11 protein-coding genes are annotated in these 14,238 nt (G+C 55.4%); 7 read left to right on the forward strand and 4 right to left on the reverse strand.

Translation table 11 applies throughout. From position 1 onward, the window contains the following. Positions 1–6: 6 nt before the first annotated feature. Complete coding sequence (locus IEY39_RS03965; protein ID WP_188928751.1) at positions 7–378, forward strand: helix-turn-helix transcriptional regulator; 372 nt, start codon at positions 7–9, stop codon at positions 376–378. A 27-nt stretch (positions 379–405) separates the two neighbouring features. Here IEY39_RS03965 and IEY39_RS03970 read toward each other — a convergent pair whose 3' ends face one another. The 3 genes from IEY39_RS03970 to IEY39_RS03980 all read right to left on the reverse strand — a co-directional run bounded on the left by IEY39_RS03970 (position 406) and on the right by IEY39_RS03980 (position 3,485). Beyond that, complete coding sequence (locus IEY39_RS03970; protein ID WP_188928753.1) at positions 406–1,593, reverse strand: acetyl-CoA C-acyltransferase; 1,188 nt, start codon at positions 1,591–1,593, stop codon at positions 406–408. Positions 1,594–1,732: 139 nt separating this feature from the next. Further along, on the reverse strand, positions 1,733–2,464 hold the full coding sequence (locus IEY39_RS03975) for a LytR/AlgR family response regulator transcription factor (protein ID WP_188928755.1): 732 nt from the start codon (positions 2,462–2,464) through the stop codon (positions 1,733–1,735). After that, positions 2,433–3,485 carry a sensor histidine kinase gene (locus IEY39_RS03980; protein WP_188928758.1) on the reverse strand — a complete coding sequence of 351 codons (1,053 nt, stop codon included), beginning with the start codon at positions 3,483–3,485 and terminating at the stop codon, positions 2,433–2,435. Before IEY39_RS03980 ends, IEY39_RS03975 begins: the two co-directional genes overlap by 32 nt. Before the next feature lie 98 nt (positions 3,486–3,583). Between IEY39_RS03980 and IEY39_RS03985 the strand changes: the two genes are divergently transcribed. After that, positions 3,584–4,060, forward strand: coding sequence for a hypothetical protein (locus IEY39_RS03985; protein WP_188928759.1), 477 nt, complete (start codon positions 3,584–3,586; stop codon positions 4,058–4,060). Between the two features lie 77 nt (positions 4,061–4,137). Then, positions 4,138–6,483, forward strand: coding sequence for a glycoside hydrolase family 3 N-terminal domain-containing protein (locus IEY39_RS03990; RefSeq protein WP_229688757.1), 2,346 nt, complete (start codon positions 4,138–4,140; stop codon positions 6,481–6,483). 33 nt (positions 6,484–6,516) lie between these two features. Here IEY39_RS03990 and IEY39_RS03995 read toward each other — a convergent pair whose 3' ends face one another. Then, positions 6,517–7,425 carry a sugar phosphate isomerase/epimerase family protein gene (locus tag IEY39_RS03995; protein WP_188928761.1) on the reverse strand — a complete coding sequence of 303 codons (909 nt, stop codon included), beginning with the start codon at positions 7,423–7,425 and terminating at the stop codon, positions 6,517–6,519. A gap of 140 nt (positions 7,426–7,565) precedes the next feature. On the opposite strand from IEY39_RS03995, the gene IEY39_RS04000 reads away from it, so the two are divergent. From IEY39_RS04000 to IEY39_RS04015, 4 genes are all read left to right on the forward strand, one after another. Next, the gene (locus IEY39_RS04000) at positions 7,566–9,581 is read left to right on the forward strand and encodes an ABC transporter ATP-binding protein (RefSeq protein WP_188928763.1); all 2,016 of its coding nucleotides are present in this window, start codon (positions 7,566–7,568) and stop codon (positions 9,579–9,581) included. A 61-nt stretch (positions 9,582–9,642) separates the two neighbouring features. After that, entirely contained in the window at positions 9,643–10,677 is a 1,035-nt protein-coding gene (locus IEY39_RS04005) for a S41 family peptidase (protein ID WP_188928765.1), read from the forward strand. A 39-nt stretch (positions 10,678–10,716) separates the two neighbouring features. Further along, positions 10,717–12,378 carry a M28 family metallopeptidase gene (locus IEY39_RS04010; RefSeq protein ID WP_188928767.1) on the forward strand — a complete coding sequence of 554 codons (1,662 nt, stop codon included), beginning with the start codon at positions 10,717–10,719 and terminating at the stop codon, positions 12,376–12,378. 106 nt (positions 12,379–12,484) lie between these two features. Then, complete coding sequence (locus tag IEY39_RS04015; RefSeq protein WP_188928768.1) at positions 12,485–14,233, forward strand: GMC oxidoreductase; 1,749 nt, start codon at positions 12,485–12,487, stop codon at positions 14,231–14,233. Positions 14,234–14,238 lie beyond the last annotated feature (5 nt).

Below are 14,238 nucleotides of genomic sequence, written 5' to 3' on the forward strand. Positions count from 1 at the left end.
ATTGCTATGCACTATTTAGGAAAGAACCTGCGGTATCTGCGGAAACAAATGTCCAAAACCCAGTCTGAGATTGCATCTCTGATAAAGAAAGGACAGACGACGATAGGCAACTGGGAGAACGGGATCAGTGAGCCAAACCTGGATGAGCTGCTCGTAATTAGCAGTTTTTTTGATATTCCGTTGGATACGCTGATCAAGATCGACCTGGCCGAAAGCAATCCGGGCCACAGGCCAATCGGCACGGGCCTGACTCCCTATGACCACTCAACGGAAGCTTCACCGGTTGTACGGGAAGACAAACTATCCTATGTCTTACAGGAGATAAAATCGCTGCGGGAAGAGATGGAACGCCTATATGCACGGCTCCCGGAAAAATAAAGAAAGGCGGCTGGCGCCGCCTTTTATTTACAAGTTCAAATTTTCTATCACAATGGCCGATGCTCCGCCTCCCCCATTACAAATCCCGGCGGCCCCATACCTTGCCTTATTCTGCTTTAATACATGTATCAACGTCACCAGTATCCGCGCACCGCTGGCGCCTAAGGGATGACCGATGGACACAGCGCCTCCGTTGACATTCACCCGTGCCGGGTCCAGCTTCATCCGCCGGGTATTCTCGATAGCGACCACCGAGAAAGCTTCATTCACTTCCCAATAGGCAATGTCTTCCATCTTCAGTCCCGCCTTTGCCACCGCTTTTGGTACGGCAATGGCCGGCGTGGTCGTAAACCATTCCGGAGCCTGTTCCGCATCGGCATAAGACAGGATCCTTGCCAGCGGCTTCAGCCCCAGCTGATCGGCTTTTTCCCGGCTCATCAGCACCAGGGCGGCAGCGCCGTCATTCAGCGTAGAAGCATTGGCTGCAGTCACCGTCCCGTCTTTTTGAAACGCCGGTTGCAACTCCGGGATCTTTTCAAACCTGACATTATATGGTTCTTCATCCCGGGCGATAACCACGGGGTCGCCCTTGCGTTGCAGCATCTCCACCGGCACTACTTCCTCCGCAAAGCGCCCTTCCTTCCAGGCCGCCTGGCTGCGCTGATAGCTGCCAATGGCAAAGGCATCCTGCTCTTCCCGGCTGATGCCGCAGGTGGCCGCACAAAGATCACCCGCATTACCCATCGCCTTTCCATCATAGGCATCCGTCAGCCCATCTTTGGCAAGCCCATCGATCAGCGACGTATTCCCGTATTTGTTTCCCCAACGCATTTCGCCGACATAGAAAGGCACATTGCTCATGCTTTCCATGCCGCCTGCCACGGCGATATCGATGTCCCCCAGCGTAATGCCCTGTGCCGCCTGAACAACGGCCTTCATGCCGCTGGCGCAAACCTTGTTCACCGTCGTACAGATCACTTCATCGGGCAACCCGGCTCCCCTGGCGGCCTGTCTGGCCGGGGCCTGCCCAAGATTGCCCTGCAGGACACAACCCATCAACACTTCCTGCACCTGGCCGGGCCGGATACCCGCCCTTTGTAATGCCCCGCGAATAGCGATGGCGCCCAGCCGGGGGGCGGAGAGTCCTTTCAGCGCACCGCCAAAACTGCCTATCGGTGTTCGCACGGCAGCAACAATGACCACTTCTTTGTTCATGGTTCTTTTAGCATTTATGTGCCGGCGATACGCTCACCCGAATTTAGCGCATCGCCGGCAAAGCGCTAATGTCTGTCCTTCGGACGAGATGCTTCCAGCATCTCAGGCGCGAAGATACGAAAAACTAACGAATGTTAGTTTATTCCCTCTTAATAACACGGTCTTTCAGTATCTCCAGCATCGCCGCTTCAAAATAATGCTGGCTGACAGGGATCTCGGCCACACCCAGCTGCAGGGTATTACCCCGGATGCTCCTGATCCTGTCCTTGTTGACGATAAAAGATTTATGGACCTTGATGAACCTGTCCGCAGGCAGGTGCCCCAGCACCCCCTTCAGCGTCAGATAAACGATCAGTTGGCGGCTGGTGGTATGCAGCACAATATAGTTGGTCAATGCTTCTACATATTCCAGCTCGGCATACAGCACTTTCTCCAGGCTGCTGCCACATTTGACAAAAAAATGGTCGGGGCGGCCTTCAGCCGGTCGTTCGGCGACAAAACGCTCGTTGAACTTACTCCTTGCCTTGTTACAGGCCTTGAGGAATCGCTCGAACGAGAACGGCTTCACCAGGTAGTCCACCACATCCAGCTCAAAACCATCCAGCGCATATTCCGCATAGGCGGTGGTGATGATGACCATGGGCTGATGGGAGCCTCCGGCGGAAGCGCGCAGAAACTCGATGCCGCTCAATTTTGGCATATTGATGTCGAGGAACAACAGGTGCACCTGTCCTTCCCGTAACAGGACATCCGCCTTCAGCGGGTTCTCCGCCATGCCGGCCAGCTCGAGGTATTCGATATCTTCGATATACTCCTTTATCACTTTACGGGCCACCGGCTCATCGTCGACTATAACGGCTTTCAACAACATGGGGTTTGATATTTAAACGTAAGATCACCTCAAAGGAATCGCCGCCATCCGTTATCTGCAAAGAATGTTTTCCCGGATATTGCAGATCGAGCCGCCGCCTGGCGTTGGCAATGCCGATGCCCCCTTTTTCCATCTCCCGCCGTACACCATACTCGTCCCGGGTGTTAAAAGCCCGAAACAAGAGCTGGTCCTCTTCCTTGTGCAGGGAAATGCTCACCTGGTTTTCCCGGTCCTCATGACTGCTGACATATTTGAAGGCATTCTCGACAAAGGTGATCAGCAGCAGGGGCGCAATGGTAAATCCCCGGACGTCTTCAGGAATGTCCACCAGGACACGAAGATGCTCGTCCTTCCGCTCTTGCTGCAACGCAATGTAATTACGGATATATTGAATTTCCTTTTCGATAACGATATTATCGACGTCGCATTCATACAGCTGGTAGCGAAGCATTTCCGAGAAACTAAGGAGCATATTCCTCGCCTTCCCATTCTTCCTGTCGATGTGGCCATAGATGGAGTTGATGGAATTGAACAGGAAATGCGGATTGAACTGCGCCTTCAGGAAATCCAGCTCGTTGCGGATGCGTTCTTTTTCCATGGTATCCATATACTGTCTAAACCATATTTTCTCCAGCACAAGGCGGATGGCGACAAGACACATGACCCAGATGAAGATATTCAGGAAGCTGTCGCGAAACACCGTACCGAAATCGGGGGCGGGCGACCCCGGCCGGAAATAGGATACCTGTAGCCAGATGGCCAATGGGGTACGTAGCAAGGCGCTCAGCGTGATAGCGCCCGGAAGGAAGAGGGCGAAGGCCAGGTATCTCTTGCGGTTGAGCAACCGGGGAATAGCATAGTACACTTGCGCATAGAAGTTGGCTGCCACAAACAGGAGATAGCAAAACTGCACCGTCAGGGTCCGGGTCACTGTAAATACCCGGTCGCGAAACAGAAAGATCCAGCACAGGTAAAGGCCGGCCCAGAGTCCGATGGATATCCAGATGCGATGCTGCTTCATTCGCCTGATTTAATGAGGCCGCCCCAAAGGTAACATGACCCACCGGGAATGAAAGGAATTTTACACGAAAGGAGCGAAAACCTTGATAACTTGGGGGCATGAAAGCAGCTACCATTCAAGAGATCAAACAGGAATTGCAGTCCCTATCCCCTACCCGGCTTTCGGAACTATGCCTCAGACTGGCCAAATTCAAAAAGGACAACAAAGAGCTGCTCACCTACCTCCTGTTCGAAGCGGCGGACGAAGCCGCTTACATCGGCGCCATAAAGAAAGAGATCGACGAGGAATTTGCCGCCCTGCCAAAACCCAACCTTTATCTCACCAAAAAAAGCCTGCGGAAGGTGCTGCGCACGACGGCCAAACAGATTCGTTATACCGGTTCTCCCCAGGCGGAAGTAGAGCTGCTTACCTATTTCCTCCGGAAATTGAGGCGAAGTGGCATTCCCTTTGAAGACAGTCCCGTGCTGGTCAATCTTTACCGGCAGCAGCTGAAGAAGGTGCGGGGAGTCATCGCGGGCATGCACGAAGACCTGCAGTACGACTACCTGAAAGAGCTGCGGGGACTGGAGGGATAAATAAATATCAGGAATGATCAAAAAATCACATCCGGGGAGCGCACCGCCATCTTATCTTTAAGCCTTTTATTTCATTTATGAAAAAACACTCCAGAAGCCGCTTCCAGCGGCTTGTCCGAAGGACAGACATTAGCCCTTTGCCGGAAATGCCCTATTTTTCTCAAAGGGCATTTACGGCATTTCTCCTTGCCGGACTTCTCCTTTCCACCCTTTTGGCCACCGCGCAAAGCCCGGCCGATCGCCAAAAAGTCGAATCCCTGCTACGGCAAATGACGCTCGATGAGAAGATTGGTCAGATGACCCAGGTGACCCTGGGCGTCGTCTCGACCCCGGAGGATGGCGTGCTGGATCCCGCCGCCCTTACAAAGGCCATCGCCGGCTATAAGGTGGGCTCCATCCTCAATGTCACCAATCACGCGCTCACCGTAGAACAGTGGCGGCAGGTGCAGACAAAGATACAGGACGAGGCGAAAAAGACCCGCCTGAAGATCCCGGTCATCTACGGACTGGATGGCATTCACGGCCAGACCTATACGTTGAATGCAACCTTGTTCCCCCAGAATGTCGGCATGGCCGCGACCCGTGATCCCGAGCTGGCCGCCGCCATAACAAAGGTAGCCGCAAAAGAACTCCGCGCTTCCGGTGTACGCTGGAACTTTGCACCGGTGCTGGATTGCGGCCGCCAGCCCCTTTGGTCGCGATTCCCCGAGACCTATGGCGAAGATGTCTATATCGGCAAGACCATGGGCGCGACGGTGATAAAAGCGTATGAAGAAGAGGGGTTGAAAAATCCTACCGCTGTCGCCAGCTGTATGAAACACTACCTGGCCTATTCTGACTCCCGCACGGGAAAAGATCGTACGCCCATCTATCTGCCCGAGATAGAGATGCGGGAATATTACCTGCCGCAGTTTCGCGAGGCCGTGAAGGCCGGTGCATCCACGCTGATGGTCAATTCTTCCGAGATCAACGGCACGCCGGTGCACGCGAGCAAATATCTGCTCACCGATGTCCTTCGCAAAGAGCTGGGCTTCCAGGGCGTGATCGTCACCGATTGGGAAGACATCATCCGGCTGCACACCCGGCATCATGTCGCCGCCACCCCCCGGGCTGCGGTGGTGATGGCCGTCAACGCCGGCATCGATATGAGCATGGTGCCCGGCGATTTTTCCTTCTTTGACTTGTTAAAAGAAGCCGTCCAAAAAGGGGAAGTACCCATTAGCCGCATCGACGACGCCGTCCGGCGCATCCTGTTGCTGAAGGCGAAGGTGGGACTCTTCGACAATCCCTATCCCGAGGACGCGGCAGCCGCCAACTTCGGCCGGCCCGAATACCAGACATTGGCATTGCAGGCGGCGCATGAAGCGATGACCCTGTTGAAGAATGACGACGCCCTGTTGCCCTTCAAGGCAGGCACAAAGCTGCTGGTAGCCGGTCCCTCTGCCCGTAGCATCAGCGCCCTCAACGGATGCTGGAGCTATACCTGGCAGGGCAAGGACGAGCGCTGGTATCCGGCGGGCAGCAAGACCATCGTCGATGCCTTACGGGACAAGTTTGGCGCTGACAATGTGACCACCACCGCCGTGACGGATTTCTCCAGTCCGGCCAATTATGATACGATGGCCCTGAAAACCGCCGCCGCTGCCACGAACGTGGACGCCATCGTCCTCTGTCTTGGCGAGAATGCCTACGCGGAAAGCCCGGGCAACATCGCCGATCTCGCCCTGCCGGACGACCAGAAGGCCCTGGCCCGCGCCGCAGCCGCTACCGGCAAACCCGTCATCTTCGTCCTGACAGAAGGAAGACCCCGTTTTATCACGGATATCGCGCCCCTTGCGAAAGGGATCTTGCTGGCCTATTGGAGCGGCCGAAAGACAGCGGAGGCGATCAGCGACGTGCTGGCGGGCGACTACAATCCCGATGGCCGGCTGCCCTACAGCTATCCGCGCAGCATGGGGGAGATGGTACTCTACGACCGGAAGCCTACCGAAGACATCCGGGAGATCTTCAATGCGGACATGACCATGGATGGCTACCGGCCGCTATTCCCCTTTGGCTGGGGACTTAGCTACACACAATTCAGCTACAGTGACCTCCATCTTAGTTCCCCTACCCTCACCGGCGCCGGCAAGATGACCGTGAGTATAACGGTGAAGAACACGGGTAGTCGGGATGGTAAGCATACCGTAGAGCTCTATACCCGGGAGCATTATGCCAGCATCACCCCAAGCACGCGGCGGTTGCGGGCCTTTAAAAAGATCTTCCTGAAAGCAGGTGAATCACAGACGGTGAATTTTACGATCGACAGGAATGACCTGGCCTTTGTAAATGCGCAATTGCAAACGGTGACGGAGCCCGGTGACTTTGATGTATACATTGGAGATCAGCAAGCGGCCTTTACTTATCGTTCACCGACGCCTTGAAAAGGCGACCGTGACGAATAGACTACGTATAGACTAGTAGCCCCACTTCTTCATCACCTCGAGGTCTTCCTTACAGGAATCGAAAGGATCCTTACCCTGGTAAGACTCCTGCTCGATGATGAAATACTTCGTTCCTGACCTGCGGCCCTGGTCGCAAACCTGTTTGGTATTGACGATCCCTGTGCCCAGTATGGTGCTTTCGTATTTCTCATTTCCGCTGGTGGCCTTTATCTCATCCTTGACGTGCATGAGCTCGAACCGGTCGGGATATTGCATCACGATGGCAATGGCGATCGCCCCGCCGTTATAAAGATTACCCATATCCAGCTGCTGGGTCACCAGCGCGGGGTCGGTATGCTGGAGGATGATATCGAATACCTTCTGGTTGTTGAGGACGGTGCTGAACTCGAAGTCGTGGTTGTGATAGCCGAATTTCATCCCTTGCTTCTTGCACAATTCCCCGGCCTTATTAAAGACTTCCAGGGTTCGCAGCAGATCATCATAGTCTTTCCGCAGCTTTTCATCCATATATGGGCTGATGACATATTTCTGTCCGGCAATCGCCGCATCATCGACCAGTCGCTTCCAGCCGTCGGAAAAATCCTTTTTGCTCTCATCCCAATCACCGGGACCAAGCCGGGTATGGCCGCTATGCATCTTCAGCCCATAGCCATCGAGCAGGGCCTTGAACTCCTTCGCCCCATAGCCATAGAACTTACCCTCCTTGCTGTTGTAGCCTGCGTGCTCTACGTATTTGTAGCCCATATCGGCTAATTTCTTCAGACTGCCCGAAGGGTCTTTCGCCATGGCGTCACGCACAGAGTATAATTGGACACCAACCATTTCTCTTTTAAAGGCGGCAAACGATTCACCGGGAAGGAAGTTGACGGCGGCGACAGCCAGGGCGCTGTTCTTAAGGAAGGTTCTGCGGGAAAAGCCCATGATGGTAGAATTTTATGTGCCGGCGATGGCAAGACTAACGGAATGTTCTCAACGAATGTAATTTTTTTTGCTGCCGGCGCCAAATAAATTTTTGTCCGATCTTGCGGCCCAAAGAGGTTAGGCTTACTATGGAAAAACCGATGAAAAAGGCTGTTTGGAGAAATGTTTACCGGCTTATTCTACCCTACCGAAAGAAGTTTCTTTGGGTAGTCACCCTTGGCTTGCTAAGCACGGGGGTCGGCCTGGTCGAACCCCTCATCTACCGCGAGGCCATCAATGATGTGGCGGGTCTCTTCGTGCGCCAGGCCAGGGAGAACGCAAGGAAAGACCTGGGTGTCGACGCCGATGAAGAAGAAAACATCCGCTCGATGATCCGTAACGAAGTGCCCGATTCCACTCAGGCCGCGACTGATTCCGCGTCCATCAGCGGTACCCCGCACTCACCGGCCGCTGTCGTTCCCAAAACCCCGGCCGGCACATCTCCGACAGCTCATTCCCGGGGTCATGTTGCCGCCCGATCGCCGAAGCAGGCGTTGAATACGCTGCTCTGGGCAGTCGCCTGGCTCTTTGTCATCAACCTCATCGGCACGCTGCTGTGGCGCCTTGGGGAGAACACCAACACCCGGCTCTCCTGTCTCATCGAACAACGCTTTATCCAGGGCACCTTCGCCCATGTGCTGCGTCTCCCGCTTTCTTTTTTCAGCCGTCGCAGCACGGCCGCCATCGCCAAACAGATCGATCAGTCGGAAGAGGTCACCGGCATCGTAAATGGCTTCTCTCAACAGATATTGCCCGAACTGATCAGTCTGCTCGGCATCCTGGCGATCATGCTCTGGCAAAACGTGGCCCTTACAACCGTTGCGCTTGTCACCATCCCCTTTTATATCCTCATTGCCTGGCGTTCAGCGGGCCGGCTGGAGTCCGGTCTGTCCAATTATTATTCACGCTGGGAGGAAGTCTCTTCGCGCATTCAGGATGGGTTGGCGGGAATCAAGACGGTGAAGCTCTCGGGCGCCGAACAGCGGGAGGTGGACCAGTTGCAGGCCTCGGCGGGCGAGGCCTATCAGGATTATATCAAGCGGGCGCGGCTCGCCAACAAATATGTTTTCTGGGAGACGATGTTATCCCATCTCTCTACAGCCCTGGTCTTTGGCTATGGCGGTTACCTGACCCTGGAAAACCGGCTCACCCCCGGTGACGTGGTGATGTTCGTGGCTTATCTCGACCGGCTCTATGGCCCGATAGATACCCTTGCCAGCCTTTGGGTCGAACTGCAACAGAACATCGCCTCCATTGCCCGGGCCTTCCGGCTGCTCGATAAGGGGGTGGAAGAAAAGGCCGGCTCGGGGCTGCATATCCGTCATGGAAAGATCGAATTCCGCGATGTCTATTTCAGCTATACCCCCGAACGGGAAGTATTGAAAGGGCTGTCCTTTACGCTGCGGCCCGGCACGACCACTGCCCTGGTAGGAGGGTCCGGTGCGGGTAAGACAACTACGGCCGATCTGCTGATGCGGCTCTACGACCCTTCGGAAGGCAGCATCCTCATCGATGGACAAGATCTCCGTACCCTCGATGCGGCATCCGTCCGCCGCCAGATCGGCGTAGTATCGACGGACGGCGCAGTCTTTCGGGGTACCCTGGCCGATAACATTCGCTATAAACGGCCTTCGGCCACAGATGCCGAAGTAGAACAGGCGGCGATAGCCGCGGGCATGCATTCCACATTAGACCGCCTGCCACAGGGTTTGCAGACGCCCGTAGGCGAGAGCGGTATGGGACTCTCGGTCGGCGAACGCCAGCGTGTCCAGATCGCAAGGGTGCTGGTAGCCAAACCCCGCATCCTCGTACTGGACGAAGCCACGGCCAACCTGGATTATGCCACCGAAGGCGAAGTAAGGAAGACGCTCGAGGGACTCCGGCGGCATACCACCATTATCATCATTGCTCACCGTTATTCCATGGTGCGGGACGCCGATCACGTGATCGTACTGGCCGAAGGAGCAGTGGAAGAAGAAGGCACTCCCGCCGAATTGCTGGCCAATGGGGGGTGGTTCGCCGAATGGGCCCGGGCAGCCGAAGAAGACCAGGCTGAAGACGAAGATTCCGGCGAAGAAGAGGAAAACACAGAAGAAGAGGGCGAAGAGGAAGAATAATTCCTTTTTATGGAATATTCCGGTTTTCTTATCTTAAGGGTCGATCCAACGCCGACTACCCATGGTCAGAACCTTTTTTTTCTTATCCCTTCTCACCGGCATCCTGCCCGCCCGGGGCAGCGACCGGGCCGGTGTCGATAGCCTGCCATTACCCTGCATGGAAAAAGCCGAGCGGCTGCTCAACGAGGCGATCACCTTCATGCAAAAGTCGTATTACCGCAGAGATCTGGTCTCCTGGCCCGATCTGACGGCAAAAGCCAGACAGCAATTAGAGTCCTCCGGCAACTGCGATGACGCCTATGCCGCCATCAGCTGGTGCTTCCGTCAGTTGAACGAACCGCACAGTTTTGTCATGCCACCCGATAGGGCCGCGCGTTACAACGGCGACGAAGATCGTCCCGCACCGGAACCCGATCTTTCGCAGTTGGTCGGCGAAATAAGAGGCGAATGGCTGCAGGACAGCATCGGCTATCTGACCATCCCCTGGATCCACACATCGGACTCCCTCATCTGCGAACGCATCGCTGACAGCCTGCAGACCGTCATTGCGCGCCTCGACTCGAGGGGCATCTCCCGGTGGATCATCGATCTCCGGAAGAACTCCGGCGGCAACTGCTGGCCGATGCTGACGGGTGTTGGTCCCTTGCTCGGCGACGGCATCCATGGCTATTTCGTATCCGCCGTCACCGGTGAGCGCGCCCCTTTTGCCTATCGCGATGGATCCGCCTTCGAAGGCCGGCATGTGATCTGCCGTGTCAGTGGCAAAGGTTACCACACACAACGCAACAATAAATCGATCGTCGTGCTCACCGGCCGCCGCACCGTCAGCGCCGGAGAACTCGTAGCCCTGGCCTTCCGGGGCGGAGCACAGACCTGTCTCATCGGGGAACCGACAGCAGGGCTCACGACAGCCAATACTACCCACCCCCTCTCCGACGGCTCGATGCTGGTGCTCACCGTCTGCCAGGAAGCCGATCGCACCGGCCACATCTGTGAAGGCAGTATCCAACCCGATAAGTACGTTGCCGCCGGTTCACCCACCGCGGGCGATGATCCGGCCAAGACCGCCGCTATTAATTGGTTGTTGTTGCAATAGAAAGCCTAAATTTAGGGCCATCTATTCTAAACACAACATATGGCCAATCCCCTTTCCCGCGCAGTCGTCTATCTAATCGTACCCTGCGCATTTTTTGCATGCCACCAGGGAGACTCCGCTACAGACACCGGTCTGGCTTCCTTTAATAAAGACAGCCTGGCCGCAGCCATCAAAACCCTTTCCTCCGACGCATTCGAGGGCCGCCGGCCTTTTACACCCGGCGAAACAAAAACGATCGATTTCCTTGTACAGTCCTATACCGCCCTGGGCCTGGAGCCGGGCAACGGCAACAGCTATACCCAGGACGTGCCGATGGTGGAGATCAGCCCTTCCGCCCCTTCCAGCCTGCAGTTCAGCTCCCCGAAAGGCGCCATCTCCCTGCAGAACATCACCGATTTTGTCTGCTGGACAGAAAGACCCGATACGCTCGATGTACTGAAAGGCAACGACGTGATCTTTGCCGGCTTTGGCATCGTCGCCCCGGAATATCACTGGAATGATTATGCGGGATTGGACGTGAAAGGGAAGACCGTCATCGTGATGGTGAACGATCCGGGCTTCTACGACTCTACTCTCTTCAAGGGACATACGATGACCTATTATGGTCGCTGGACCTATAAATATGAAGAGGCTGCCCGTCAGGGCGCCAGCGCCTGTTTGATCATCCACAACACCGCCGCGGCCTCCTACCCTTTCAGCGTTGTCCAGAGTTCTAACGGCGGCGTCAAGCTGCACCTCGACACCCGCAACAATCCGTCCTATCAGCTTACCCTTCAGGGCTGGATCACCGAACCGGTGGCGATGAAGCTGCTGGCAGCCGCAAGAAAAGATAGCAGCCTGCTGAAGCTGGCACAACACCCGGGGTTCAAAGCCCTTCCCCTCGACCTGAAATTATCGGGCGCGGTTCATGCAAAAGAAGTGTATAACCAATCGCACAATGTCATCGCCAGGATCACCGGCAGCAAATTCCCAAATGAATACGTCATATTCTCCGCACACTGGGATCATCTCGGCATTGGCAAACCTGACCCTAAAGGTGACTCCATCTACAACGGCGCCGCGGACAACGCCAGCGGCACCGCGGCCCTGCTACAAATAGCCAAGGCATTCAAAAGCCTGCCGGAGAAACCCGAGCGCACGGTCATCTTCCTGTCAGTGACGGCGGAAGAACAGGGTTTGCTCGGCTCTGCCTGGTACGCACAGCATCCGGTCTATCCCCTTGCCACTACAGTAGCCAACCTCAATATCGATGTGATCAATACTTATGGACCGACAAAGGATGTCACCTACAGCGGAAAAGGGCAATCTGATCTGGAAGATTATCTTGCCGAAGAAATAAAGAAGAACGGACGCTACGTCGCACCGGAAGATCATCCCGAGGCCGGACATTATTTCCGCAGCGACCACTTCAATTTTGCACGTGCCGGTGTACCCTCCCTCACCGCCGATGGTGGCGTCGATGATGTAACAAGAGGGATAGCCTACGGCAAACAAAAACACGACGAATACACCGCACAGCGCTATCACCAGCCCTCCGACGAATACGACGCCAACACCTGGAACCTCGACGGCGGTTTGCAGGATATCGAAGTGGTTTACGAGATAGGTCACCGGCTCGCCTACGGCCGTGAATGGCCGAACTGGAAAGCCGGTTCTGAATTCAAAGCCATCCGCGAGCAAACGGCCGCCGAAAGGAAATAGCCTTCTCCACTCAGTAAACCTTTAGTAAAATATTTTTGTTCCCTATTTTGCTAAACCGTTAAATTTACCCTTTCTCAAAGGCGAATCACAAACCCACCAACCTAGCATGGGAGACCTTCAGATCAAAAAACAGTCCAAGAAATACGACGCAGTCATCGTCGGCTCGGGCGCCGGCGGCGGTATGGCTGCCTATGTGCTTGCCCACGCGGGCCTCAAAGTATGCCTGCTGGAAGCAGGTCCGATGTTCGATCCAAAGACCGACAGTAATCAATTAAAAAATCCCTGGGAATCGCCGCGTCGCGGCGCCAGCACAAAATACCGTCCCTTTGGCGACTTTGACGGTTGCTATTGGGGCTGGGAAGTCGATGGTGAACCCTATACCCAGACAGGCAATCCCGGCACCATCCCCTGGGAATGGTGGCGCGCCCGCATGCTTGGCGGACGAACCAATCACTGGGGCCGCATCTCCCTGCGATTTGGCCCGAAAGATTTCAAAAGACGCAGCATCGACGGATTGGGCGACGACTGGCCCATCGGTTATGAAGACGTCAAACCCTACTACGACAAGATCGACAAACTGCTGGGAGTATTCGGCACCAACGAAGGTTTGGAGAACGACCCCGACGGATTCTTCCTGCCACCGCCAAAGCCGCGCCTGCATGAGCTTATGATCAAGAAAGCAGCGGCGAGCGTCGGCGTGCCCGTCATTCCTTCCCGCCTGTCGATCCTGACCAAACAGATCAATAGCGAACGTGGCCAATGCTTCTTCTGCGCCCAGTGCGGTCGCAGCTGCAAGGTATACGGCGATTTCTCGTCTTCTTCTTGTCTGGTGATCCCCGCACTCAAGACCGGCAATGTCGACCTCGTTACCAATGCCATGGCGCGCGAGGTGCTGACGGATAAAGAAGGACTCGCCACCGGCGTCTCTTATATCAGCAAGGACGACCTGCAGGAATACCAGGTCAGCGGCCGGACAGTGATCCTGGCGGCCAGCGCCTGCGAAAGCGCAAGACTCCTGCTCAACTCCAAATCACCACGCCATCCCAATGGTCTTGCCAACGGCAGCAATGTTGTCGGCAAATACCTCCACGACTCCACCGGAGCAGATATGGGCGGCGTCATCCCCGAATTGTTCGATCGCAAACGCTACAACGAAGACGGGGTGGGCGGCATGCATGTCTACGCTCCCTGGTGGGGGGACAATAAGAAACTGGATTTCCCCCGCGGCTATCACATCGAGTTCGGCGGCGGTTTTGGAATGCCCCTCTATGGTTTTTCCTGGGGCATCGAGAAGCTTAATGGGGAGTTCAAGGTAAAGGGGAAAGTAAAGGAAGCAGGCGGCTACGGCGCTTCACTGAAAGAAGACTACCGCTACTTCTTCGGTTCGCACGTCGGCATGGCCGGCCGCGGAGAAGCCATTGCCCGCATCGAAAACTACTGCGAGATCGATCCGGCTGTCGTCGATAAATATGGCATCCCGGTGCTGCGCTTCAATACAAGCCACTCTGAATACGAGATCAAGCAGGCAAAGCATATGAAAGAGACCTTTGCCGAAATACTGCACGCGATGGGCGCAGTACAGGTGTGGGGCCATGAAGACGGGCCGCACAACAACTGGGGATTACATGCACCCGGTAATATCATTCACGAAGCAGGCAGTGTCCGGATGGGCAACGATCCCAAAACGGCGCCGCTCAACAAATGGAGCCAGGCGCACGAATGCAAGAACCTGTTCTGCATGGATGGCGGCCCCTTTGTTTCACAAGCCGACAAGAACATCACCTGGACCATTCTTGCCCTCTCGATGCGCGCGAGTGAACATCTTGTCGACGAAATGAAAAAACAAAATTTGTAATGATC

It is taken from the genome of Puia dinghuensis (assembly GCF_014642875.1).
In the GTDB taxonomy this organism is placed as follows: domain Bacteria; phylum Bacteroidota; class Bacteroidia; order Chitinophagales; family Chitinophagaceae; genus Puia; species Puia dinghuensis.

Coding starts and splice junctions, on each gene's coding strand:
- IEY39_RS03965 (WP_188928751.1), top strand. CDS start 7: ATGCACTATTTAGGAAAGAACCTGCGGTATCTGCGGAAACAAATGTCC.
- IEY39_RS03970 (WP_188928753.1), bottom strand. CDS start 1,593: ATGAACAAAGAAGTGGTCATTGTTGCTGCCGTGCGAACACCGATAGGC.
- IEY39_RS03975 (WP_188928755.1), bottom strand. CDS start 2,464: ATGTTGTTGAAAGCCGTTATAGTCGACGATGAGCCGGTGGCCCGTAAA.
- IEY39_RS03980 (WP_188928758.1), bottom strand. CDS start 3,485: ATGAAGCAGCATCGCATCTGGATATCCATCGGACTCTGGGCCGGCCTT.
- IEY39_RS03985 (WP_188928759.1), top strand. CDS start 3,584: ATGAAAGCAGCTACCATTCAAGAGATCAAACAGGAATTGCAGTCCCTA.
- IEY39_RS03990 (WP_229688757.1), top strand. CDS start 4,138: ATGAAAAAACACTCCAGAAGCCGCTTCCAGCGGCTTGTCCGAAGGACA.
- IEY39_RS03995 (WP_188928761.1), bottom strand. CDS start 7,425: ATGGGCTTTTCCCGCAGAACCTTCCTTAAGAACAGCGCCCTGGCTGTC.
- IEY39_RS04000 (WP_188928763.1), top strand. CDS start 7,566: ATGAAAAAGGCTGTTTGGAGAAATGTTTACCGGCTTATTCTACCCTAC.
- IEY39_RS04005 (WP_188928765.1), top strand. CDS start 9,643: ATGGTCAGAACCTTTTTTTTCTTATCCCTTCTCACCGGCATCCTGCCC.
- IEY39_RS04010 (WP_188928767.1), top strand. CDS start 10,717: ATGGCCAATCCCCTTTCCCGCGCAGTCGTCTATCTAATCGTACCCTGC.
- IEY39_RS04015 (WP_188928768.1), top strand. CDS start 12,485: ATGGGAGACCTTCAGATCAAAAAACAGTCCAAGAAATACGACGCAGTC.